The 24,750-nt window shown below is 55.1% G+C and carries 22 protein-coding genes; 5 read left to right on the top strand and 17 right to left on the bottom strand.

Features of this window, described 5'->3' with window-relative positions; translation table 11 throughout:
* Positions 1-11: 11 nt before the first annotated feature.
* The 4 genes from H7U06_RS09695 to H7U06_RS09680 form a co-directional block, all read right to left on the bottom strand.
* The gene (locus tag H7U06_RS09695; RefSeq protein ID WP_303049236.1) at positions 12-1,304 is read right to left on the bottom strand and encodes an efflux RND transporter periplasmic adaptor subunit; all 1,293 of its coding nucleotides are present in this window, start codon (positions 1,302-1,304) and stop codon (positions 12-14) included.
* A gap of 9 nt (positions 1,305-1,313) precedes the next feature.
* Positions 1,314-2,594, bottom strand: a complete 1,281-nt coding sequence (locus H7U06_RS09690; protein ID WP_175625911.1) for a TolC family protein — start codon at positions 2,592-2,594, stop codon at positions 1,314-1,316.
* Positions 2,595-2,669: 75 nt separating this feature from the next.
* A complete protein-coding gene (locus H7U06_RS09685; RefSeq protein WP_254873201.1) occupies positions 2,670-3,005 on the bottom strand; it encodes a cobalt-zinc-cadmium resistance protein in 336 nt (111 codons plus the stop codon).
* Between the two features lie 46 nt (positions 3,006-3,051).
* Complete coding sequence (locus H7U06_RS09680; protein WP_175625909.1) at positions 3,052-5,292, bottom strand: heavy metal translocating P-type ATPase; 2,241 nt, start codon at positions 5,290-5,292, stop codon at positions 3,052-3,054.
* Positions 5,293-5,421: 129 nt separating this feature from the next.
* On the opposite strand from H7U06_RS09680, the gene cadR reads away from it, so the two are divergent.
* On the top strand, positions 5,422-5,877 hold the full coding sequence (gene cadR, locus H7U06_RS09675; protein WP_175626108.1) for a Cd(II)/Pb(II)-responsive transcriptional regulator: 456 nt from the start codon (positions 5,422-5,424) through the stop codon (positions 5,875-5,877).
* A gap of 45 nt (positions 5,878-5,922) precedes the next feature.
* On the opposite strand, the gene H7U06_RS09670 is transcribed toward cadR, so the two are convergent.
* A complete protein-coding gene (locus tag H7U06_RS09670) occupies positions 5,923-6,525 on the bottom strand; it encodes a hypothetical protein (protein WP_175625908.1) in 603 nt (200 codons plus the stop codon).
* 45 nt (positions 6,526-6,570) lie between these two features.
* On the bottom strand, positions 6,571-6,933 hold the full coding sequence (locus tag H7U06_RS09665; RefSeq protein ID WP_175625907.1) for a hypothetical protein: 363 nt from the start codon (positions 6,931-6,933) through the stop codon (positions 6,571-6,573).
* Positions 6,934-7,256: 323 nt separating this feature from the next.
* Between H7U06_RS09665 and H7U06_RS09660 the strand changes: the two genes are divergently transcribed.
* The 3 genes from H7U06_RS09660 (at position 7,257) to H7U06_RS09650 (ending at position 10,759) form a co-directional block, all read left to right on the top strand.
* Positions 7,257-8,009 (top strand): TorF family putative porin, encoded by a 753-nt coding sequence (locus tag H7U06_RS09660; RefSeq protein WP_175626107.1) that lies wholly within the window; start codon positions 7,257-7,259, stop codon positions 8,007-8,009.
* 277 nt (positions 8,010-8,286) lie between these two features.
* Positions 8,287-10,017, top strand: coding sequence for a DUF3300 domain-containing protein (locus H7U06_RS09655; RefSeq protein WP_254873200.1), 1,731 nt, complete (start codon positions 8,287-8,289; stop codon positions 10,015-10,017).
* A 94-nt stretch (positions 10,018-10,111) separates the two neighbouring features.
* Entirely contained in the window at positions 10,112-10,759 is a 648-nt protein-coding gene (locus H7U06_RS09650; protein WP_175625906.1) for an HD domain-containing protein, read from the top strand.
* 51 nt (positions 10,760-10,810) lie between these two features.
* Here the strand turns inward: H7U06_RS09650 and kdpE are convergent, their stop codons facing one another.
* The 8 genes from kdpE to H7U06_RS09610 form a co-directional block, all read right to left on the bottom strand.
* Entirely contained in the window at positions 10,811-11,509 is a 699-nt protein-coding gene (gene kdpE, locus H7U06_RS09645) for a two-component system response regulator KdpE (protein ID WP_175625905.1), read from the bottom strand.
* Positions 11,506-14,226 carry a two-component system sensor histidine kinase KdpD gene (kdpD, locus tag H7U06_RS09640; protein WP_175625904.1) on the bottom strand — a complete coding sequence of 907 codons (2,721 nt, stop codon included), beginning with the start codon at positions 14,224-14,226 and terminating at the stop codon, positions 11,506-11,508. Before kdpD ends, kdpE begins: the two co-directional genes overlap by 4 nt.
* 95 nt (positions 14,227-14,321) lie before the next feature.
* Positions 14,322-14,891: a potassium-transporting ATPase subunit KdpC gene (kdpC, locus tag H7U06_RS09635; RefSeq protein WP_175625903.1), complete on the bottom strand. Its 570-nt coding sequence runs from the start codon at positions 14,889-14,891 to the stop codon at positions 14,322-14,324.
* Positions 14,892-14,903: 12 nt separating this feature from the next.
* Positions 14,904-17,012, bottom strand: a complete 2,109-nt coding sequence (kdpB, locus tag H7U06_RS09630; protein WP_370458614.1) for a potassium-transporting ATPase subunit KdpB — start codon at positions 17,010-17,012, stop codon at positions 14,904-14,906.
* 19 nt (positions 17,013-17,031) lie between these two features.
* Positions 17,032-18,834 carry a potassium-transporting ATPase subunit KdpA gene (gene kdpA / locus H7U06_RS09625; protein ID WP_175625902.1) on the bottom strand — a complete coding sequence of 601 codons (1,803 nt, stop codon included), beginning with the start codon at positions 18,832-18,834 and terminating at the stop codon, positions 17,032-17,034.
* Complete coding sequence (kdpF, locus tag H7U06_RS09620) at positions 18,835-18,924, bottom strand: K(+)-transporting ATPase subunit F (RefSeq protein WP_175625901.1); 90 nt, start codon at positions 18,922-18,924, stop codon at positions 18,835-18,837.
* Positions 18,925-19,207: 283 nt separating this feature from the next.
* Positions 19,208-19,699 (bottom strand): plastocyanin/azurin family copper-binding protein, encoded by a 492-nt coding sequence (locus H7U06_RS09615; RefSeq protein WP_175626104.1) that lies wholly within the window; start codon positions 19,697-19,699, stop codon positions 19,208-19,210.
* Between the two features lie 138 nt (positions 19,700-19,837).
* Positions 19,838-20,110, bottom strand: coding sequence for a metal/formaldehyde-sensitive transcriptional repressor (locus H7U06_RS09610; RefSeq protein WP_175625900.1), 273 nt, complete (start codon positions 20,108-20,110; stop codon positions 19,838-19,840).
* Between the two features lie 70 nt (positions 20,111-20,180).
* Between H7U06_RS09610 and dmeF the strand changes: the two genes are divergently transcribed.
* Complete coding sequence (gene dmeF / locus H7U06_RS09605) at positions 20,181-21,134, top strand: CDF family Co(II)/Ni(II) efflux transporter DmeF (protein WP_175625899.1); 954 nt, start codon at positions 20,181-20,183, stop codon at positions 21,132-21,134.
* A gap of 168 nt (positions 21,135-21,302) precedes the next feature.
* Here the strand turns inward: dmeF and H7U06_RS09600 are convergent, their stop codons facing one another.
* From H7U06_RS09600 to H7U06_RS09590, 3 genes are all read right to left on the bottom strand, one after another.
* Positions 21,303-21,881: a Dps family protein gene (locus H7U06_RS09600; protein WP_230089558.1), complete on the bottom strand. Its 579-nt coding sequence runs from the start codon at positions 21,879-21,881 to the stop codon at positions 21,303-21,305.
* Positions 21,882-22,100: 219 nt separating this feature from the next.
* Entirely contained in the window at positions 22,101-22,778 is a 678-nt protein-coding gene (locus H7U06_RS09595) for an alpha/beta hydrolase (RefSeq protein WP_175625898.1), read from the bottom strand.
* Between the two features lie 72 nt (positions 22,779-22,850).
* Complete coding sequence (locus H7U06_RS09590) at positions 22,851-24,698, bottom strand: ABC transporter ATP-binding protein (RefSeq protein WP_175625897.1); 1,848 nt, start codon at positions 24,696-24,698, stop codon at positions 22,851-22,853.
* Between the last annotated feature and the right edge of the window lie 52 nt (positions 24,699-24,750).

The following is a 24,750-nucleotide window of genomic DNA, read 5'->3' as shown; positions in this document are numbered from 1 at the left end:
GCTCCTTCGCATCAATGCGAGTGCTCGGCGCTGGCTTTACCCAGTTCCGATTTGATGACGAAGCTGCCGCTGGCAGCGTATTCGCTACCGGCTTTCAGGCCTTTGACTATTTCTATGCGCTTGCCGTCGCTGCGGCCGGTCGTGACGTCCTGGGCGACAAAGCCATCCGCAACCTTGACGAAGATCACCGATTTGTCGTTGATGGTTTGTATCGCGTCCGCCGCAACTGCTATCGGCACCTGTACTTCATTCGATACGATTTCCACATTCACAAACAGACCCGGACGCCAGGTGCCTTGCGGATTAGGCAGGGTTACACGTGCATTGGCAGTACGCGTCTGTACACCGAGCAAGGAGCCGACATAGGCAATGGTGCCGGTGGCGCTGGATTCAAATGCACTGGCTTTTACCGTGACTTTTTCACCGACACGTACGACGTTCAGGTCCTTGGCCGGCACAGCGATATCGGCCCATACAGTGCTCAGGTCAGACAAGGTAAACACGTTGGTATCTTCCTTCACCGCCTCACCCAGCGAGATGTGCTTTTCTACAACTATGCCGTCGAAGGGGGCGCGTATTTCATAACGATTGGATGCGCCTGCTGACCCGGCATCGGCACCGAGCGCGGCCAGTTTCTGACGTGCGTTTTGTACAGCGATTTCAGTTTCATGCAGTACTTGTTGCGCTTGCAGGTAATCCTGTTCGGCCGAGATTTTCTCTTGCCACAATTTCTTTTCACGCTCAAAAGTCAGCTTGGCCAGGCCCAGGCGCTTTTGTGCGGCAAACAGTTCACTGCGTTGTTCCGACAAACCGGTGCTGGCGATGACGGCCAATACCTGCCCTTTCTTGACTTGCTGGCCAAGGTTGGCTGGCACGCTTTGCACGACACCGGCGAGACGCGGCACGACGTGCGCGGTGCGGTCTTCATTGAACTGGATTTCACCTGGCAGGACCAGCGCAGTCTTGATGTGCGCGCCATCGGCTACCTGCAGGCTGATCCCGGCCGCCTTGATTTGCGCATCAGTCAGGACGATTTTATTCTCTTCGTCATGCCCTTTTGTCTCGGCTTTCAGCTTTTCCTCATGGTGCTCGCCATCAGCGTGCTTGTCTGCATCAGCATGGTCTTTCTTTTCGGCCTTGCCCTCGGCATGATGTTCGGTATCGCCATGACTGTCTGCATGACCGTGTCCGTCACCGCCAGCGCTGTTTTTACCCGGCCACAGTATCAGGCCAGCCAATAAGATACCGATGGCGACGATGATGGCGATAGCTGTGCTTTGTTTTTTGTTCAGATTGATTTTCATGATGTCGTCTTATGGCTTGTTAGCGTTCAGGGGCTCACCGATGATGCGATCGATCTCGGCGGCAGCGCTGTGGGCTTCTGATAAGGTGCGCAGGTATTGCGACCTGGCTTGTAACAATGTGCGTTGTGCATCCAGCACATCAAGGAAATTGAATTTACCGAATTCAAAACCAGTCGTCGCGGCATCGTAGGCGCTCTGCGCTCCTGGCAGGATGTCGCGCTGCAAGGTATCGGCTTCGGTACGCGTGGTATTCAGGCGTTCATAGGCTTGCGCCAATTCACCATCGAGGCGAATTTCGGTGGCGTTCAACTCATCTCGCGCCTTGTCGACACGACGCAAGGCTTCCAGGATGTTGCCCTGGTTGCGGTCAAACATAGGGAAAGGGATCGATAAGCCGACCACTGCCTGGTTGCCCGCGTCACCATTCTTTTTCACCCCCATGCTGACGGTGACATCGGGTATGCGGCGGCTCTTCTCGACTTCGGCTACCGCTTGCAGGCGCTCCAGCTCGTGCCGTGCGCGTGTCAGCAATGGCGACTGATTCAGGCGCGCATTCAATTCCGGCCACTGTGGCAAGGCAGGCAGGGTTTCCACATTGCCTTGTGCCTGCTGGAAACGTGGCACAGGATTACCCCAGGTTGCCGCCAGGCGTTTGCGTGCAATTACCAGTTCGCTTTTGGCCTGGCTCAGCTCCAGCCGCACGTTGGCTTCCGCTACGCGCGCCTTGGTTTCTTCGACTGGCGACACTTTCCCGGCGGTGACCCGACGCGATGCGACCAAAGTGCCGCGTTGCGCCAGCTGCAGCGATGCCTCAGCCAGACGCAGTCGCTCTTGTGCATTCAGGACATTGAAGAAAGCGGTAATGACGACGGCGCGTATTTCCGCCCGCTTGCTATTCAGATCGGCATACGCGGTGTCATAGGCCCGGCTGGCCGCATTGATACGTGCCGCACGCTTGCCACCGAGCTCTATCGGCTGGTTCACCTGCCAGGTGGTGGTACGGGTGTCACGCTGCGCGCCTTCCAGCTGCACCGAGACCTCGGGATTGGGGATCAGCCCGGCTTGTTTGATGGTCGCATCGATAGCAGCCGCTTCATTGCGTGCGGCTGATAAATCTGCATTGCCGTCCAGCGCCATGCGCAGCGCGGCTTCCAGGGTAATGCCTTCAGGTGGCTCCACGATACGGTTTGCGGTAATGCCGCTCGCAACCGGTTCGTAAATAGTGCTTTGTGCAAATGCGGGCAGCGATACAAACGCAGCTATGCCCAGCGGCAATAAATACCTGTACATCGAATTCTCCTGTGGATGGGAAAAGAATTCGACGGGACGTCAGTGTATGTAAAAACTAAGGATAGTCCCGTCGAGTCAGGCGACGGGATGCCGATCAGGCCTACGGGGCCCGTCCGGTATATGCGAGGAATAAAGCGGAGGATGCAACTCGGTATGAACGGTAGCTACCGGTGACATGGCCGGCGGCAATTGCGACAGGAACAAGCCCTGACTATCCGGATGATGGAAATCTTTGTGGACTTTCAGCGACTGCGGGTTGTCGCCTGGCAGTTCGGTATCTTCCTGATGCTTGTGATGACCGAAGTGCGCACCTGCTGTGGCATTCTCATGCTGGCAATAGGCAGCTGCCGCGGCCCAGGTGAACTGGAGCGGCAGAGCTAACAGCATCAGAATGATCAGCAGTTTTTTCACGGTCTGAATCATAACATCGTTTTATTTCAGAAATATACAGCGCCGCTTAAACCGCACGCAGCAGGCGCAAACCGTTGAAAACAACCAACAGGCTGGCACCCATATCGGCAAACACAGCCATCCACAAGGTCGCTTCGCCACCCAGTGCCAATGCCAGGAATACGGCTTTGATGCCCAGCGCCAGCGTGATGTTTTGCATCAGTACGCTATGTGTCTTTTTGCTGAGGGCAATGAAATCGGCCAGTTTGCCCAGGTTGTCATCCATCAGCGCGACGTCGGCGGTTTCCAGTGCAGTATCAGTACCGGCAGCTCCCATCGCAAAGCCTATATCCGCTTTGGCCAGGGCTGGCGCGTCATTGATACCGTCACCGACCATGCCGACATAAGCATAGCGATCACGCAATTCATTAATCGCCGCCAGCTTATCGTCAGGCAACTGATTGCCCCGCACATCACTGATACCGACCTTGCTGCCTATCGCTTCCGCAGTATGTGGATTGTCGCCGGTCAGCATCACGACTTGCACACCCATCTGCTGTAACTTGGCTACTGCCGCCTGGCTGCTATCCCGTATGGTGTCGGCCGCTGCCAATATCAATAAAGGTGAAGCACTGGAGCCCAACACCACCGCCGTTTTACCGGTTTGTTCAAATGCATCCAGCGCTGCCTCCAGTTCGGGACCACAAATGCCGAGTTCATGGATCAAACGATGGTTGCCGAGGTAATAGGCATCACCATTTATCATGCCGCGCACGCCACGTCCGGTCAGCGCTTCAAAGTCGCTGACTTCAAACAAGGATATGCTGCTTTGCTGTTCCTGCCAGTGCGCCACGACCGCTGAAGACACTGGATGATCCGAACGTTGTGCCAGACTGGCTGCCAGGCGCAGCATCGCATGCAAATCACCTTCCTTGATCTGCTGGGTATCGGTGACGAGCGGCTTGCCGACTGTGATGGTACCGGTCTTATCCAGCGCCACCGCTTTCAGCTTGCGACCAAGCTCCAGATAAACGCCGCCCTTGATCAGGATGCCGTGACGTGCCGCAGCCGCCAGCCCGCTCACTACCGTGACCGGAGTCGAGATCACCAATGCACATGGACAGGCGATCACCAGCAGCACCAATGCTTTATACAACCACGGCTGGAATGGCTGCGCCAGCAGCAATGGCGGCAGCAACGCCACCAGTATTGCCAGCAGCACTACGATGGGGATGTAGTAACGCGCAAACTGATCGACGAAACGTTGCGTAGGTGCACGCTCGCCCTGCACTTGTTGCACGCTCTTAATGATGCGCGCCAGGGTCGAGTTCGATTGCAGCGCGGTCACACGATAATCAAAGGTGCCAAGTTCATTGATGGTTCCGGCAAATACGGTGTCACCACTTTGCTTGGCCACCGGCATGCTTTCACCTGTAATCGGCGCCTGATTCACTGTACTTAGGCCATCCACGATGATGCCGTCCAGCGGCACGCGCTCACCCGGTTTGACGCGCACCAATGCATCCAGCTGTACCTGCGCGGCACTGATGGCTAGCCATTCGTTGCTTTCATTGCGCACGGTCGCCATTTCCGGCGCCATCGCCATCAGCCCCTGGATCGCATTGCGCGCACGATCTAGCGACAAGGCCTCTATCATCTCTGCCGCCGCGAACAGGAAGATGACGACTGCAGCTTCCGGCCACTGCCCTATCAGCACTGCACCTATTACGGCCAGCGACATCAGGAAGTTCATGTTCAGCGAAAAATGACGCAAGGCGATCCAGCCTTTTCTCAGCGTATCCAGGCCACCAGTCAAAATCGCTGTCAGCGCCAGTGCAATCACCAGCCACGAGGTTTCATTGCCCGACGTCCAGGCGACCACTTCAGAACCGATTGCCGTTACACCAGAGATCGCCATCAAGGTCCACTTCAATGGCGATATACGATAGTCGCCGGACAATTCGGTTTGGTCAGCCAGGCCCTCGCGCGTCAGGTTTTGTGTATCGGATTTAACGACCGGATCGAGATCGAGTTTTTTCAGGGCGGCAACGATTTCTGCTACCGAAGGCAGATTGTGATGCACGGTGAGTTCACGTTGCATCAGGTTGAATTCCATCGCAACGATGCCCGCCATCTTGCTAAAGCGATCACGGATCAGCTTTTCTTCGGTCGGGCAATCCATTTTCTGGATCAGCAGCACGGCCTGCGCTGCGCCGCTGGCGACGATTGCTGGGTGTACCGCAGTTGGCGCATGAGCGTGCTCATGTGTATTGCCGCCGTGCTTATGGTCATGGTCACAACAGTGCATAAATTCTCCTTGCAAAGCGCTAGATGCGTCACTATTGTATGCATTAGAAACCCTGTAGTGACTATAGGGTCAAGCACTTATTTGAATAAGCGTGACGATGCAGGAATATTTCTGTCGGAAGGTATGCAAATGACACAGCAAGCGATGAAAATCGGCGAATTGGCGCTGCAAACCGGTTCTTCGGTAGAAACCATACGGTATTACGAACAACAGAACCTGTTGCCGCAAGCCTTGCGCTCAGCCAGCAACTACCGCTTGTATGGCGATGCGCACGTCAAACGCCTGCAATTCATCCGTCATTGCCGTTCACTGGACATGACGCTGGATGAAATCCGCACCCTGCTCAGCTTCCGCGATACGCCGGAAGAAAACTGCGCAGGCGTCAACACTTTGCTGGATAAGCATATAGAACACGTTTCCCATCGCATCAAGGAATTGAAAGTCCTGCAAACGGAGTTAAAACAATTGCGCAGCCGCTGTATTACGATACAGACGGTAGAGGAATGCGGAATCTTGCAGGGATTGGCAAATGCGGAAGATAGTGAACCGAAAAACCTGGGTACACATGGTGGCGGATGCCATTGAAACTCCGTCCCGCTCGCATGATCGGGACGGATGACAACAATCAAATTATTTTGCTGCTTCGACCGACAAGGCTTCACCTTCGAGATAGGTGATTTCAACCTGGTCGCCGACTTTCACTTTGGACAGTACCTTAGGATCTTTCACCTTCAGTGTGCGGGTTTCGTTGACGCCCCGCAAAGTGATCTTGCCTTTCTTTTTATCGACAGCTGTCACATCAGCGACAACCTGCACCTGACGTGCGACGACCACACCTGGTTTTTCACCCGGTTTTGATACGCCCGCACCTTCGGTTTCGGTACGCTCACGTATGCCGTCACCTTTTTTCTTCAGCTCCAGCAGCACGGCTTCACCGACGCGATACACAACCTGATCACCAGCCTTGATCTGGTCGAAGTTTTTCACGCCTTTGCCGACCTGCACCACGACTGTTTCGCCATTCGCACGCTGCACCGTCATCAGGCGCGCAGCCTGATCGACAGAGGTAATCGTGCCGCGCGTAGTAAGGGTTTCACCAACGCCCAGGCTGCCCGGCTTTTTCACCACCCTGACTTCACCTGTAGCAGGTGCTGCTGCCTTGTCCTGCGCGATAGCCACATGGCCTACGCTGCTGGCTGCCAGCAATGTGATGCCGATTAAACGTTTCATCATAGAGTTCCCCTGAAGTTGAACGAATCAGACAGTTGCTTCGAGTGCTTACTGCTTACCTGCTTTATCCCACTTCCACTTGCCACCCACTTTACAAAAGACAACGTCGTGAGTGCTATGCAGGGTCAGGTGACGATTCTCGACTTTCGCCAGACGACAATCGGCACGTCCTTGCGGATCTTTGGCAGGCGTGATGCTGCCGCTATTCGATGCTTTAGGATTTTCCCAGGTGACGGTCTTGCCGTCTTCCGCTGTATCGAGTGCCTGATACAGGGTTTTGAACATCAGGTCGGTATCAGCCTTTTTGAACTTGCTGATAGGTGTGTCTTGCAGGAATCTCAGATTGGACTGCGCATAAACGGAAGATACAGCCGCAGTCATCAACATACCGGCAACCAGTAATCGCTTCATATTTGCTCCCTTTAGTAATGATGTTGTCGAAAAATAGCGATCTATCGTGCAAACACATAGCTGTACGGGTAGATAGTCCGTACGGCTACTATCTCAGTCTGGTGGGTCTATTCTACTCAAGTAATGATTTAATTGTTAAATAATAAATCACAACTGTTTACTCATCGTGCTTGAGCGCATTGATTTTTATACGGCATTTACGTTTCCGCTCCCATCTTTTTAGAAATTTTTTACATGTTGATGACTAAGCTGACGGTCAGGTTGACGGCTGCAATATGCACGCACATCAATTCACTGTATTCACCATCAAACTGAAAGGCAGCATGAAAAAATTAATCCTGGCCGCCGCCATCACAGCAAGCGTCGGCGGCAACATGGCACACGCAGAAGACCGCAAACCGGATAACGAAGTCAGCTTCAACGCCGCAGTCGTTTCCGACTATCGGTATCGCGGCATTTCACAGACGCGTTTGCAAGCTGCATTGCAAGGCGGCGCTGATTACGTGCACAATCCCAGCGGCTTTTACGCAGGCACCTGGTTATCCACCATCAAATGGGTCAAGGATGGCGGCGGTAGCGGTGATTTAGAAGTCGATATCTATGGAGGCAAGCGTGGTGAACTGAGCAAGGACATTGCTTACGACCTCGGCGTGCTGACCTATGTCTATCCGTCGAATGGTTTGCGTCCGAACGCCAATACCACTGAAGTCTATGGCCAGCTTTCCTACGGTCCTGCATACATCAAGTACTCGCATGCGCTAACCAACCTGTTTGGTTTCGTCGATAGCAAAAACAGTGGCTACCTGGACATAGGTGCCAACATCGACATCAGCAATGGTTACATCCTCAACCTGCATGCCGGTCACCAAAAAGTTGCAGGTGATAACGCGGGCATCAGTAACGACAGACTCAGCTATACCGACTGGAAGCTGGGCGTCACCAAGGATTTCGGCATATTCACAGGGGCGTTCGCCGTAGTCGGCACCGATGCCGACAGATCGGCTTACGCCTCGCCAGTCAACGGCAAATTCATGGGCAAGAATGCTGTCCTGCTCTCCATCAGCAAAACCTTTTGATAAGCTGGCTTGCCGCCCATGCACAGCGGCAAGCCGCACCGGCAGCAGGAACTGCCGACCGGTAAATGGAGTCTTAGTATTAGTTTGGTAATACTGACTTGCTACTCATTGCCGTGGTCGGCGCGCTTCCTCGCTCTGCAAGTGTCGTCAGCTGTTACAGTCGGTAACAAGACCGGGTCAACTGCCGCTTGTCGACAGCCGTTTTTGATCTATCAAGACTGAGTACGCACACGCCGAATACGCAAATGCGCCCCAAAATAGCTGACAGGTGCACAACATGAAAGCTGGCAAACCTACTTTTACTACCGTCGTCTCGTCTTCGCTGATCATCAGCCTGCTTACGCTGGCCGGTTGCAATAAAGCGCAAGACAACAAGGCCGCCGATCCCGTCGCCACGACAGTGACTACACCGCAAGCTCCGACCGCACCTGCGTACACGCCGCCAACTGCCGAACAGCTTACGCAAATGGTGGCGCCGGTCGCCCTGTTCCCTGACAAATTACTCGCGCAAGTCCTCGCGGGAGCACAGTATCCGGATCAGATTACCGCAGCCAATCTATGGCTGACACAAAACCCGGCGCTGAAAGGCCAGGCGCTGCAGGATGCCGCCAATCAGCAACCGTGGGATGTCAGCGTTAAATCGCTGACCGCCTTCCCCGCTGTATTGAGCCAGATGGCCAACAACATCCAGTGGACGACTGCGCTCGGTATGGCCTACGCGAATGCACCGAATGACGTGATGAATGCGGTACAAACCATGCGCCAGAGCGCCCAGCAATCCGGCAATCTGAAAAATAATAGCCTGATGAAAGTGACTTCCAGCCCGCGTCTGGCACCACCGCCTGAATACGCTGATGACGCCCGTTACTATTCAGTACCGCCACCACCGCAAACCATCATCATCGAATCGGCACAAGCTGATGTCGTGTATGTGCCGGATTACAACCCTGCACTGGTCTATGGCGCGCCCATACCGGTTTATCCCAACTACGTCTATCATCCGGGCTATGGCGGCAACCTCATCGCTGGCAGCATCATCTCCTTCGGGGTCGGAGTCATCGTTGGCTCTGCTCTCAGCCATCAAGGCTGGGGCTGGCATTCGTGGGGTATGAACTGGGGTGGCCACGGCCCAGGTTATGGACCTGACTACGGCCCCAACCACGGCTGGGCACGTCCTGCAGTGACCTATAACAACACGGTCTATGCGCCCCGCTCCAGCATCACGATTAACCGCAACTACGATACGCGCATCACGACCAATCATTTCGGTGGCGTTAACCAACCACCACTGGGTGGCAACGTGCATAACAACGGTAATGACAATCGCCCGAATTTCGGCAATCCGAACGTCGCTGGCAATCAGAACCAACATCGTCCATCACCAAACAATGGTGTCATGACCATGCCGCACTTCTCCCCGGCTGACCAGCATCCTGGTGCACGCCCAGCCGCACCTGCACCACAATTCCATGGAGACCGCGCTGCTCCATCTGCCCCTGCAAGGGATGTGCAAGCACGACCAACTGAGCGCAAGCAGGACAATCGTCCTCGTTCGCAAAGAGGTGAACGAGTGACTTCCACCGGCATGGAGGATGCGTCGTCGCGCCACACCTTATCCAGTACAGGTAGGCCACAGAACATTCCCGAGCGTGCTCCGGATCGCATAGATAACCGTGCACCAAGCAGCTTGCGTTCCGGTGACGTGCAGCACAGCGGGATCAACCAGCGACATGAAGAATTCAGGCAGCAATCACGTCCTGAAACACGTTCCTATAATCAACCGGCTGCACCACAAATGCAGGCTCAGCCACAAATGCATCCACAAATGCAGCAACAGCCGCAGCATCCGCAAGCACCACAGTTCCGCCCGACGCCACAACCGCAACTGGCACATCCACAAGAACCACGTCCGCCACAGCATGTGCAGCAACAGGAGCGGCCGCAACAACATGTACAAGAGCGCCCACGTTCATCTCCCAGACAGGAAGAACGCCACGAAGGCAGATAAGCATCCGCCGATGCCCAGGCCAATCGACTATCGGCCTGGGTACACGGGACGGCTGTTATCATGATGGCTGTCGAATCACTGCCTGTATTTCCATATGAATCATCCATCTGCCAACTGGCAAACACGCTTCATCCAATTGGCCACCGATGCTGCTGGTGATGATGGTGCGCACGACATCAATCATCTGCATCGCGTCTGGCACACCGCAGAAACGTTACTAAAAGATCATCCGGAGGCAGATGCGCTGGTGGTGCAGGCAGCATGCTATCTGCATGACCTGGTGAACCTGCCGAAGAACGATCCGCAACGTCATCTGGCATCGCGCCAGGCGGCTGAACTCGCGTGTCGTGAATTGACCGCGATGAACTTTCCTGCTGACAAACTTCCGGCACTGGCGCATGCGATAGAAGCGCATAGCTTCTCTGCTGCGATTACACCGACCACGATAGAAGCACGCATCGTGCAGGATGCGGACAGGCTGGACGCACTGGGTGCGGTTGGATTGGCGCGTTTGTTTTACATCGCTGGACGCATGGGGAGCGAGCTGGCGCATCCGGATGATGCTTTGGGTACGCAACGGGAGCTGGATGATAAGCGCTATGCGTTAGATCATATACAGGTGAAACTGGCTACGCTGCCTGCGAGTATGCAGACTGAGGCTGGGAAACGGCTGGGACAGCAGCGACTGGAATGGTTGTACGAGTTTCGGGGGACTTTTCTGCAGGAGTGGAGCGGGAGTTGATGCCAATGCATCAAAAGCAATAAGCCTATATGTCGGAGTGACTACCACGACTCATAAAGGCTGCAGCAAACGATACCCAACTGCGGTCTCAGTCAGCAAATATCTGGGCTGCGCCGGATCATCCTCCAGCTTCTGCCTTAAATGCCCCATGTATATCCGCAAGTAATGCCCGCTCTCCGAGTGCGAAGGCCCCCACACTTCCCGCAGTAACTGCGGATTCGTCACAACACGCCCGGCATTTGCCACCAGCACACTCAGCAAGCGATATTCAGTCGGCGTCAGATGTACCATCTGGCTTGCCTTGGTCACCAGTCGCGCATTCAGATCAACTTTGACGTCACCAAAGGTGAAGCTACCCTGTGCATCGCCATCTACCCGTCTATGTCGCCGTATCGTCGAGCGTACCCGCGCCAACAATTCACCAACGCCGAAAGGTTTAATCAGGTAATCATCAGCACCCGCATCCAGCGCCTTGATTTTGTCGCTTTCGATGACACGTGCCGACAACACGATGATGGGTACCGGTGACCATGCACGTATGTCCGCGATGAAGTCCATGCCGTCGCCATCCGGCAAGCCAAGGTCGAGGATGATGAGATTGGGCTTGCGGGTGCCTGCATCGATGAGACCCCGCTTCATGGTTTCTGCTTCATACACATGCCAGCCCTCTTCCTCCATCGCTGCGCGTACGAAGCGACGGATTTGCGGTTCGTCTTCTACCAGCAATGCTATCGGGACTGATTCGCTCATGGTGTCTGATTGGTGATTTCACCTTCATCCATGTCCGGCATGGCTGGAGGTGTGCCCAAAGGCAGTGTAAAGGTAATGGCAGCACCACCTTGCGGTGCATGCCCGCCTCGGATAGTACCCTGATGCGCTTCTATGATGGCACGACAAATCGCCAGACCGAGACCGACTCCGGGCGTTGCAGATTCGCGTTCACCGCGCGTGAATTTTTCAAAAATAACTTCTTCCTGTCCGGGGGGCAAGCCAGGGCCATTGTCATAGACAGCGACACTCAAGTACTGCCCTTTGGTTTCAGCGGCTATCGTAATCTGCGAACCGGGTGGCGTATATTTGCTGGCGTTTTCCAGCAAATTGCACAGCACGCGTTCTATCAGCACAGCATCAAAATTCACCAAAGGCAGATCAGCCGCCAGTCTGGTCACTACCTGATGCTTGCCCAGCAAGGACTGCACGGCACGCAGTGAACTGCCGACCACTTCTTCAAACTGCTGCCACTGTAGATTCAGTTTCACCTCGCCGCTTTGGATGCGCGCCATGTCCAGCAGATTGGTGACCAGATTCCCCATACGCAAGGCTTCTTCATGCAAGGCATGCGCCAGTTCCTGCTGTGCGTCGGCCAGTTCAGGCTTGGACCTGGTCAGCGATTCGGACAGGCCGACCAGTGCTGTCAAAGGAGTACGCAAGTCGTGCGATATCGCTGCCAGCAAGGAGTTGCGCAAGCGTTCGGACTCCATGCGCAACAAGGCATCTTGCGCGACTTCGATGTAATGCACCCGCTCCAGTGCGATCGCCGCCAACGCGGCAAAGGTATCCAACTGCCTGCGCTGCTCGGGTACCAGCATCCAGCGGCGGTTGTCCGGTTTGATCGCCAGCACACCACGCGTGCGCATGGGTGCTACCAGCGGCAAGTAAAAGTAGGCACTGGCCGGCAAGGTATCGGTGCCCATGCCTGCCGGTGTGGCGTGATCAAATGCCCATTGCGCGATACCAAGGTCTATTTCATGGTCTTGCGTTGTTTGCAGCCGTGCCTCGTCATTCGGCAGCAGCAGTATGGCGCGCGCACGGAAGGTGCGCTGGATAAAGTTTTGCGTGGTTTCAAAGACCTGCTCGGCCTGCAAGGCGCTCGATAACTCGCGGGCGAATTCATACAAAGCCCGCGCCCGCCCTTCGCGCTGCGCCGCTATCCTGGCCTGAAAGCGCAAGCCTGAAGTCAGTTGTCCGACGATCAGGCCGACCACCAGCAGGACGGAGAATGTGACCAGATACTGCACATCGCTGACAGCGAAGGAGAAACGCGGTGAAACGAAGAAGAAATCAAATACCGCCACGCTGAGGAAGGCAGCGAGTACCGCAGGTCCGCGCCCGAAGCGTACAGCAATCAAGACTTCCGCCAGCAGGAACAACATGACGATGTTCGCCAGATCCAGATGCGGCATCATAGGCGTCGTCACCAGCGCAGTCAGGATACAGATCGCCACCGTCCACACATAAGGCAGGTACGGCGATTTTCCACTTGCTGCTGCCTCATCATCCTGCGCGGTAACTTTGGCATTAGTTTTGTCGGCAACGCTGGCACGTTCCTGCCGTTCACCGGTTTCTATCAGATCTATATCGGGTGCATAGTTGGCGATGCGTTGCGCATGCGGTTTGCGCCACGGCCAGCGGCTGTGATTGCGACCAAGGATGATGCGCGAGAAGTTGTGACTGCGCGCATAGCTGACTATCTCATGCGCGATATCGCTGCCTGGCAAAACCGCCGTGGTCGCGCCCAGATCCTGCGCCAGCTTCAGCGTCTTCAGGATACGTTCGCGTTCCGTCGGTGCCAGTCGCTGTAGTTCTGGTGTCTCTACATAGACTGCATGCCACTGCGCATTTAACTGGCCGGCCAGCTGTGCGGTACTGCGGATTACATGTTCGGCACCGGTACGCGGCCCTATGCAGGCGAGCAAATCGGAATCGGTTTTCCATACTGCATTGATGGATTTCTCAACGCGGTAAGCCTGTACATCGTCTTCTATCCTGTCTGCCGTGCGACGCAAGGCCAGTTCGCGCAAGGCAATCAGATTTCCTTTGCGGAAGAAGTTACGCGATGCGCGCTCGGCTTGCTGCGGCTGATAGACCTTGCCTTCCTTGAGTCGCGTCAGCAAGTCATCAGCCGGAATATCTACCAATACAATTTCATCTGCCTGGTCAAATACGGTATCCGGCAAGGTTTCCGCCACCCGTATGCCAGTTATCCCGCCTATGACGTCATTCAGGCTTTCCAGATGCTGGACATTGACCGCTGTGAACACGTCTATGCCTGCGCCGAGCAGCTCTTCTACATCCTGCCAGCGTTTGGGATGGCGCGAACCCGGCGCATTGGAATGGGCCAGTTCATCGACCAGGATTAATGCTGGTTTGCGTGCCAGCGCTGCGTCGATATCGAATTCGGCTATGGTTTTGTCGCGATACGGAATCTCTTTGCGCGGCAGGATTTCCAGTCCATCCAGCAAGGCGGCGGTTTCCTTGCGCCCGTGGGTTTCCACCAAGCCGACCACGACATCGCGCTTTTCCGCCTGCATGCTGCGGGCGGCGTTCAACATTGCGTAGGTCTTGCCTACCCCGGCCGACGCACCAAAATAAATCCGCAGCTTGCCGCGCGAGGCGCGCCTGTCCTGCGCCTGCATTTGCGCGAGCAAGGTGTCAGGATCGGGGCGTTGGTGTTCGCTGGATGGCATGTAAGGTCGGGCTGTGATGTGACATCGATTGTGACACATTCGGATGCTGCTTACGCAACACCCGAACTATACTGAATTGCTAGTGACCATGCGTTTCAACGCTGATCCAGTGCCAGATTCAACGCCAACACGTTCACACGGTTCTCGCCAAAGAATCCCAGGTATTGCGGCTGGCTGATGCGATCAACGATGGCTTTGACTTCTTCCTGCGCCAGTTTGCGTGTCCGTGCTACACGCGGGATCTGATAGTAGGCGGCAGCGACGCTGATATCAGGATCAAGACCGCTGCCGGATGCGGTCACCAGGTCGACCGGAACCGCTGCGATGTTGTCCGGATCTTCCGCCTTCAATGCATCTATCCGGCTTTTCACAGCATCGAGCAATGCAGGATTGGTCGGGCCCAGGTTGGAGCCGCCGGAAGCAGCTGCGTTATTCGGCATAGGTCCGGTTGCCGAAGGACGGCCCCAGAAGTACTGCGGCGAACTGAAGGCCTGCCCTATCAGGCTGGAGCCGACCACAGCACCATTTTGACTAACGATGCTGCCTTCGGTCTGGCTGGAGAAGGCCAGCTTGCCTATGCCGGTTACGGCATACGGATAAATCACGCCGCAAATCAGCGTCAGCATCGCGAAGATGATCAATGCCGGACGAAAGGTGGATTTCATAATTTTATTTCCTTAAACGAGGTGTAGCAAACTCAGAATCATGTCGATCAGCTTGATACCGACAAACGGCACGATGATCCCACCCAAACCATAGATCAACATATTGCGACGTAGTAGCGATGCCGCACCGACAGCGCGATACTTCACGCCCTTCAATGCCAGCGGTATCAAGACCACGATAATCAGTGCATTGAAAATCACCGCAGACATGATGGCCGATGACGGGCTGCTTAACTGCATCACATCCAGTGCTTTCAGCTGTGGATAGGTGCTCACAAAGGCGGCAGGAATGATGGCGAAGTACTTGGCGACGTCATTCGCAATCGAGAAAGTCGTAAGCGAGCCGCGCGTCATCAGCATTTGCTTGCCGATCTCGACGATCTCCAGCAACTTGGTCGGATTGGAATCCAGATCGACCATATTGCCCGCCTCTTTCGCCGCCTGCGTACCCGAGTTCATCGCCACCGCCACGTCAGCCTGCGCCAGCGCCGGCGCGTCATTGGTGCCGTCGCCGGTCATCGCGACCAGCCGCCCTTGCGACTGGTAATCGCGTATCAGTTTGAGTTTGTCTTCCGGTGTTGCTTCAGCGAGGAAATCATCAACGCCTGCTTCTGCGGCAATTGCCGCCGCTGTCAGTTTGTTGTCGCCTGTGATCATCACGGTTTTAATACCCATGCGGCGCAGCTCGGAGAAGCGCTCCTTGATACCGCCTTTGACGATATCCTTGAGTTCCACCGCACCCATCACACGGCCATCATCGACTACCACCAGCGGCGTGCTGCCGCGACGTGAAATGTCGTCAACCTGGCGTGATACCTCTTCCGGGAAGCTGCGACCCAACGCTTCCACATGCTTTTTCACTGCATCAACCGAACCTTTGCGAATGGCGCGATCACCCAGGTCAACGCCGCTCATGCGGGTCTGCGCGCTGAAATGTACGAAACTCGCCTGCAAGGCTGCAATATCGCGTTCGCGCATATTGAACTTCTGTTTGGCCAGGATCACGATGCTGCGGCCTTCCGGTGTCTCATCTGCCAGCGAAGCCAGTTGTGCAACGTCAGCCAGTTGAATCTGCGTCACACCCGGTGCCGGATAAAACTCGGATGCCTGGCGATTACCCAAGGTAATGGTGCCGGTCTTGTCCAGCAGGAGCACATCCACATCGCCTGCTGCTTCCACTGCACGGCCGGAAGTCGCAATCACATTCGCCTGCATCATGCGGCTCATGCCAGCGACACCTATGGCGGATAACAAGCCACCTATGGTGGTCGGGATCAGGCAGACCAGCAAAGCAATCAGCACGGTGATGGTGATAGGCGAACTGGCGACACCTGCCGCCTTTGCCATCTCGACCGAGAACAGCGACATAGGCAACAAAGTTACGGTCACCACCAGGAACACGATGCTCAGAGCCACCAGCAATATCGTCAATGCGATTTCATTCGGAGTCTTTTGACGTTTTGCACCTTCAACCATCGCGATCATGCGATCGATGAAAGCTTCACCCGGATTCACCGCGATCCTGACCACCAGCCAGTCGGACAGGACGCGGGTACCACCAGTTACAGCTGAAAAGTCGCCGCCGGATTCGCGGATCACCGGTGCAGACTCGCCGGTAATCGCGCTCTCATCGACAGTAGCCACGCCTTCTATCACTTCGCCATCGACCGGGATCACATCACCGGCTTCGACCAGCACCGTATCGCCTTTGCGCAAATCGCCTGGCGATGCCGGCAGCCAGGTAGTGCCATGCTTCGGTGTTGCCAGCTTCTTGGCCAACACTGTTTGCTTCAAGGCGCGCAGCGATTCTGCCTGTGCCTTGCTGCGGCCTTCCGCCAGCGATTCTGCGAAGTTAGCGAACAATACGGTGAACCACAGCCATACCGATGCGGCAAGGATGAAGCCAGGGTTGGCTTCGCCCTGCCCGATAAGCGACTGGATGAACAATAGCGTGGTAATGATGCTGCCGACATATACGACAAACATCACCGGGCTGCGCAATTGCGAACGAGGATTCAGTTTTTTGAACGAATCGACGATGGCGGGACCTATCAGCTTGCTATCGAATAGCGACAGGTTCTTGCGCGTCATGCTGGCTGCCTTGGTTTCTGACATACGCATAATGGATTCTCTTTGCTTGTTATTTAAAAAGTTGCAGGTGCTCTACTACCGGTCCCAATGCCAAGGCAGGCACATAGTTCAGGACACCGACCAACAGCACGGTGCCGACCAGCAAGGCGATGAATAGCGGGCCATGGGTAGGCATGGTTCCGGCGTTGACCTCCAGTCGCTTCTTCGCTGCCAGCGAACCTGCTATCGCCAGCACCGGCACGATCACGGCAAAGCGACCGAACCACATCGCTATGGCCAGCATCACGTTATAGAAAGGCGTGTTGGCAGAAAGCCCGGCAAATGCACTGCCGTTGTTATTCGCTGCAGAGGTAAAGGCGTACAGGACTTCAGAGAATCCATGTGCACCCGGATTCAGGATGCCCGCCTTGCCCGGATCGACCACCACCGCGATCGCCGTGCCCAACAACACCAGGCAAGGTGTCACCAGGATTACCAGCGCAACCATTTTCATTTCGTAAGCCTGGATCTTTTTACCCAGATACTCAGGTGTGCGACCTATCATCAGGCCAGCGATGAATACCGCCAGGATGGCAAACACCAGCATCCCGTATAAACCGGTGCCGACGCCGCCAAACACCACCTCACCCAGTTGCATCAGGACGGTCGGGATCATGCCGCCCAATGGTGTAAAGGAATCGTGCATGGCGTTCACCGCACCGCATGAAGCCGCTGTAGTGACAGCTGCGAACAAGGCGGAAGCACTGATGCCGAAACGTGTTTCCTTGCCCTCCATATTGCCGCCCGCCTGCAGCAGGCTTGCGCCCTGATCCACTCCCAGCGCTGCCATGCCCGGATGCGCCTGTTGCTCGGCACCCATCACGACAGCAGTCAGTACGACAAACAGCAAGGTCATCGCACCGAGGATGGCCCAGCCCTGGCGCATATCACCGACCATGCGACCAAAAGCAAAACACAGTGCGGCCGGGATCAGGAAGATGGCCAGCATCTCCACCAAGTTGCTAAATGCGGTCGGATTTTCGTAAGGATGAGCCGAGTTCGCGTTGAAGAAACCACCACCATTGGTACCCAGCATCTTGATTGCTTCCTGCGACGCGACTGGTCCCATTGCGATGGTCTGTGTTTTGGCAGTCAGGGTTTCCAGCACTGGTGCACCTTGCGCATCCAGCACAGGCTGGCCGTCGGCCTTCATTTGCGGCTGCTGATAAGTAATCGGATCGATCAGCGCCACGTCCTTGTACGCCGAGAAGCTCTGTATCACGCCCTGGCTCATCAGGATGACAGCCACGATCACGGATAAAGGCAGCAACACATACAAAGTGGAACGCGTCAGGTCGACCCAGAAGTTGCCGATAGACTTGGCCGAACGATGGCTGAAGCCGCGTATCAAGGCATAGATCACGGCGATGCCGGTGGCAGCGGAAAAGAAGTTTTGCCCGGTCAAGGCCAGCATTTGCGTCAGATAACTCATCGTCGATTCGCCGCCGTAACCTTGCCAGTTGGTATTGGCAACAAAGCTGACGGCAGTATTGAACGAAGAATCCGGGCTGACATTACCGAATGCCTGCGGATTCAAGGGTAGCCAGGCTTGCAGGCGCTGCACCGCGTAGACAAATAAAGTACCCAGCACGTTAAAGACCAGCAAGGCGATCGCGTAGCCTTTCCAGCTCATTTCTGTTTGCGCATTGCTACCCGCAAGGCGATACAGGAATTGCTCGAAACGTGCGAGCCAGCCGAGGCCGCGGATAGGCGCGGTGCCACCGACTTTGGCTAAATAGGTGCCGAGCGGATAAGCGAGTACCAGAAGTACCAGCAGGAACACTGCCAGCAAAATGACGGATTGCGTGCTCATTTACAGATCCTCCGCATTCAGCAAGGCTGCCAGCAGATAAATCAGGAGGCCAACGGCAACCACCGCACCCACGATATAAAACATATTCATGGACGCTCTCCCAACCGCTCTTCCAACTTGTCGCACCCACTAGCGTAGGCGCAACTAAGGCCAAACAGCACCGCAATCGCGGCGATAAATACCATGTCCATCCATCTTCCCCATACAGGTTGTTGATGGATAGAAGCGTAGACTTATCAATCTAAAAAAGTCGTAAAGACTGATCGTGCCGGTGTAAACAAGATGTAAAAATTACGCGTGGGAGATAACTCTGTAGAGGGGTGCGGCAGTGCCTGATAGCGGGAGGCACTGCCGGAATACTGCGGATTTGCTGTTAATTGAAATAATTGCGGCGGTTCTTTTCACCTACCTCGATCTTGCCAACCATTCCAGCCTCAAAATGACCAGGCAACAGGCAAGCGAAATCAAAATGGCCAGGGTGATTAAAGGTCCAGACAATTTCCTGGATACCGCCCGGCTTTACATGTGCCATGTACGGCGCTGCATGCGCCATGTCAGGAAATTTACGCATTGTGGCCGCATGTTGCTGCAATGATGCCGTCGTCCCGAGGACGACTTCGTGCATGATCTTGCCTTTGTTCTTGACGACCAGCTTGACGGTTTCCCCTTCCTTGACCTTGATCCGGGTCGGGGTAAAACGCATATCGTCGCTCATCACCAGCTTGATGGTTCTGTGCACCTTGGTCGGGTCACCGGCTATGCCAAACTCTTTCTGCTCAGCCTTGCTCGCATCGAATACCGGCTTACCGTGTCCGTCATCATGAGCCAGTGCCACAGAGGAGGCAAACAGCGAAGCAGCCAACATCAGTTTCTTCAATTTCCATTCCTTACTATTGCTTTAATTCATAGTCTGCAGAACTGCTACAGAGCTTAATTTCCATCATTTCAGCAGCGCGCAGATGATACATGAAGGCAAGGAATCTGGCCGGGCGACAAGCAGCGTTTACTTCAGATACGAACGCAGGACGGTAAGAACCTGCTCCAGATCAGCCTGACGCTCCTCTTCAGAAACGACATGCGCCCCCAGGTGTTCACGGATATGGCTTTCCAGTACCTCGTTCATCAAACCGTTGGCAGCACCGCGTACTGCCGCAATCTGCTGCAACACCGCACCACAATCACTGCCACCTTCCAGTGCCTTCTCGAGCGCCTCGACTTGCCCCTTCATGCGGCGCACACGCGCCAGCAGCTTCTTGTTTCCGTGGGTATGTGACATTTGTAAACATCCTTTCAGACTGCCTGCTAATATACTGGGGTATAGTATATTAAATTCACCGGAAAAGCATATGAACACCTCCGAAACCACGCTACAAGCCCCGGCCCATCTGGTGCACGAACACATCTTCAATCGTGGCAATCCGATAGCCGAAAAGAAAACCGCGTGGGCACTGCTGCTAACGACTGTCATGATGGTGGCCGAAATCATCAGCGGCTATGCCTACAACTCCATGGCCTTGCTGGCCGACGGCTGGCACATGAGTTCGCACTCGGTCGCCTTGGGCCTCGCCGTCATGGCCTACGTACTGGCCAGACGCTACGCCAACGACCACCGTTTTGCGTTCGGCACCTGGAAAATAGAAATCCTCGGCGCCTACACCAGCGCCCTGCTACTCCTGCTGGTTGCAGGCCTGATGCTGTATCAGTCGATAGAGCGCCTGATCAATCCGACCGCAGTGCACTACGACCAGGCCATCGCCATCGCTGCCATCGGCTTGCTGGTCAACCTGGTCTGCGCCTATCTTTTGAAAGACGATCACTCACATGGTCACGATCATCATCACGGCCATGACCACGGACACACGCATGATGACCATCATCACGACCTGAACCTGCGTTCGGCCTACATGCATGTCGTGGCGGATGCAGCCACATCGGTACTCGCCATCGTCGCCCTCTTTGGCGGCAAGCTATGGGGTGCAAGCTGGCTGGATCCGGTCATGGGGATAGTCGGTGCCGGACTGGTCGCGATCTGGGCTTATGGCCTGATACGGGATAGCGGTCGGGTACTGCTGGATGCAGAAATGAATGCGCCGGTGGTCGAGGAAATACGTGAAGTCATTGCGGATAGTCCGATAGCGGCGACTATTTGTGATCTGCATGTATGGCGAGTCGGCAAACAAACCTATGCCTGCATACTGACACTCGCAGTGCGAGAAGATGTAGCCCCAGACTACTTCAGACAACAGCTGGCAATACACGAAGAGCTAGCGCACATAACGGTAGAAATAGTACGCGTCTGAAAGACCTCACTACGATAAAGCCAAGAGGCTGTGGCCGCCGGGCCATTCCCGGCAACCCCAGTCTCTACGGAGTGAAAACTCCATCCGCAACAACTAAACGCAACCCACCAATAAAAAATGCCGCTCGGCAAAACCAAGCGGCATCTTCAAAAACAAACCAACCGTAAATTAATGACCGGTCGAATCAGCATTCCGTCCCGCTTCAAACAGGAACCATGTGCGCTGTTCAGTCTCATCAATCCAGACTTCGATCAGGCTGGTAGTACCGATATCATGATGTTCGTCACACACAGCATGCGCAGCACGCAGGCGTGAAGTCAGCAGTTTGTTATCTTCACGCAGCTCCGCCAGCATGTCGTTAGGTTCGACGTAGTCTGCATCGTTATCCTTGATGCGCTGGGTACGTGCAATGTGACCGATGGAGCGCAAGGTCATGCCGCCTACTTTACGGATACGTTCCGCGATCAGATCCGTCATCGCATAAATCTGTACGGCTTGTTCGTCGAGCAGCAAGTGATAGTCACGGAAGTGAGGGCCGCTCATGTGCCAGTGGAAGTTTTTGGTTTTGAGGTAGAGCGCGAACACGTCTGCCAGTACGCCATTCATGGCAGCAGAGATGTCTTTCGTTGCCTTGGTACCCATGTCGCTAGGGGTGATCAAAGGTGCGCTTTGGCGGCGCTTGATGTCTGCTACCGAACTGGCTTTGCTAGACTTCACGGCTTTAGTAGCTTTAACAGGTTTTTTCATACATCGCTCCTCGGTTATTACTCAGTGATTGAGAATCACATGCATATGATTTGGCATGCTTGAAACTACGCTCTTGCATTCTGACCCAAGCTGCAACATGCAGCAAGTTCAGCAAACTTATAACTCAGATAGCGAAAAACGATTGGATAGCGGGTCGCATCATCAGTTCCGCATCATCGTTTAATTAGTAATGCGACCGCCCTGCTTTATTTCAAGTGTTTACTTCAAAAAGAAATCAACTGCCAGTGCCACGATAGGCGGCTGGATCGAGTGATTGCCATTGAATTCAACCAGCTCTACGTCATAACCGGCCGCTTTCAGCTTGGCGACATGCGGACGTGCACTGGTTTCTATCGGCAGTTGCTCATCGACCAAACCGTGCGAGATGAAGACCTTGGGTGCGCCTTCCTGCATGAAGACCGACATGAAGCCACCGGAAAATACAATGACGTGGCTGACCAGGTCACCGTTGGTGATGCCTGTTGACAGTGAATAGCTGCCGCCATCCGAGAACCCGGCGAAGCCGAAATGTTCCTGGTCGATCAGGTAATGAGAAGCAACTTCTGTCAGCGCCTGACCCAGGCGCTGGATATCAGGGCCGTTGCCGCCGATCACGATATCCCAGGTCACGTACAGCGATTGCGGTACCAGCAGCAGGAATTTATTGCGCTCGGCATGCTCTTCGAGGAAGGGCAAGACTTTTTCCGCACTGCCGCCTGCGCCATGGAACATGACCAGCAAAGGCACCTTGGCATTCGGTTCAAGGCCGGTTGGAACATACAGCACAGCGTCACGTTCCTCGAAGATCCCGAGGAATTGTCGACCTGGCTGCAACGGAGATTTGGTAGGCGACGCGTGTGTGAACGACAGGCGTCCCATTAATGAGAGATCAAACATGCCCTTATCTTACCTCTTCCCTCCGGAATTGAAAACCGCCTGCCCGGATGTCAGCGCCTGCTGACGGATAGATCATTCACCAAGGTTGAACATCGTCATTTGCGCATCACGCTCGCGATCATTCCTATCTGCTTCGCTCTCGTCCTGCTCTTCATCATCCTGCTTGGTACCCGGCCAGCTACTGCGTTCACCTATTTGCTGGCGCCACATCGCGTAGTACAAGCCCTTGGTTTCCAGTAAAGCGAGGTGGCTGCCGCTTTCTACGATGTGCCCTTTTTCCAGCACGAAGATGGTGTTGGCATGCATGATGGTTGATAGCCGATGCGCGATCAGGATGGTGATTTGCGTGCTGCGCGCAGAGATCATGCGCACCGTATCGGTGATCTGTTCTTCGGCCAGCGAATCCAGCGCTGAGGTCGCTTCGTCGAAGATCAGCAAACGCGGCTGGCGTATCAGTGCACGGGCGATCGATAGCCGCTGCTTTTCGCCGCCAGAGAGTTTGACGCCCATCTCCCCTATCATGGTGTCCAGCCCTTCCGGCGATTGCTCGAGCAAGTAAGCACACGACGCCTGCTCCATCGCAGCGATGATTTCCTCATCTGTCGCATCAGGCTTAACGAATTGCAGGTTTTCCCGTATGGTTCCGGCGAATAAATGCGTTTCCTGCGTCACGAAACCGATCTGGCGGCGCGCACGGTTGTAGCGAAAGTCCTTGGTTGAAATATCGTTGTAATACACCTCGCCACTGGCTGGCGTGTACAGACCCACCAACAGCTTCACCAGCGTCGACTTGCCGGAACCGGACGGCCCGACGAAAGCGATGGTGTCACCCAGACTGGCCGAGAACGAGACATGCTGCAAGGCCGGTTCGCTCGCGTGCTTGTGGCTGAAGCTGACATCCTCAAAACGCACATCGCTGACCGGGCCCAGATCGATAGGCGTCTCCGGGCCACGTTCAACCGGCTTCTTCATCAATGCATCGAAGTTCATCAGTGAAGCTTCTGCCTCGCGGTAGGCAATGATGATGTTGCCCAGCTCCTGCAAAGGCGCAAGGATGGCCACCGAGATGAATTGCATCGCGATCAGCTCACCGGTGCTCAGTACATCTCGGAAGATTAGCCACAACAAGGCAAACAGGATTGCATGCTTGAGCACCACCAGCGTGGTGCCCTGCAGAAAGGATAGCAAGCGTATGCGCCTGACCTTTTTCATTTCCAGTGCAAACAGCACCATGGTTTGCGCCTGTAAGCGACGTATCTCGGCAAAAGTCAGGCCCAGGCTTTTGATGAGTTCAATATTGCGCAGCGATTCGGCGATAAAGCCGGAGTTGCGATTGGTTTCACGCACAATGGAGCGCTGCTGGCTTTTGATTTCACGACTGAGCAAACCGGTCAGCCCGCCCAGTACCAGCACACCGATCAGGAACACCGGCACAAGCATCCAGTGCTTGGTCACCGCATACCAGGTCAGGAAGCCCATACCGACGATGGCAGCAAAGACGGTATTCACAAAGGAATTGATGAAACGTTCGCTATCGGCACGTACTTTCTGCAGCAGGGACAGGGTTTCGCCGCTACGCAAGTCTTCGAATTCCTGGAAGCGCAGGCGCAGCAACTGGCGCAAGCCGTCATTGAAGATTTCTGTGCCCAGCTTTTGCACTACCAGCCGTGTCAGGTATTCCTGCAAAGCCTTGGCCAGGCGCGACAGCACGGCGATGACCAGCGCCAGCGCGAGCAGGGAAAGAACACCGGCAACCAGTTGCTGATCCGTCTTGCCCTCCGGCCGGATCGCGTACTCATCTATGATTTTGCCAAGGATGATGGGATCGATCAGCGCCAATACCTGGCTGATCGCCGCCAGGAACAAGGCTAATACGACCAGGCGATTGTGCGGCTTGAGGTAAGTCCAGAGGATGTGCATGGCTTGCGCTCCGTGCTTGACTATCACTGGCTATGGATAGCCAGGCGGAAGC

Source organism: Herminiimonas sp. Marseille-P9896, assembly GCF_903993245.1.
In the GTDB taxonomy this organism is placed as follows: Bacteria; Pseudomonadota; Gammaproteobacteria; order Burkholderiales; family Burkholderiaceae_D; genus Oxalicibacterium; species Oxalicibacterium contaminans.
This window is presented reverse-complemented; position numbering and strand designations above follow the sequence as displayed.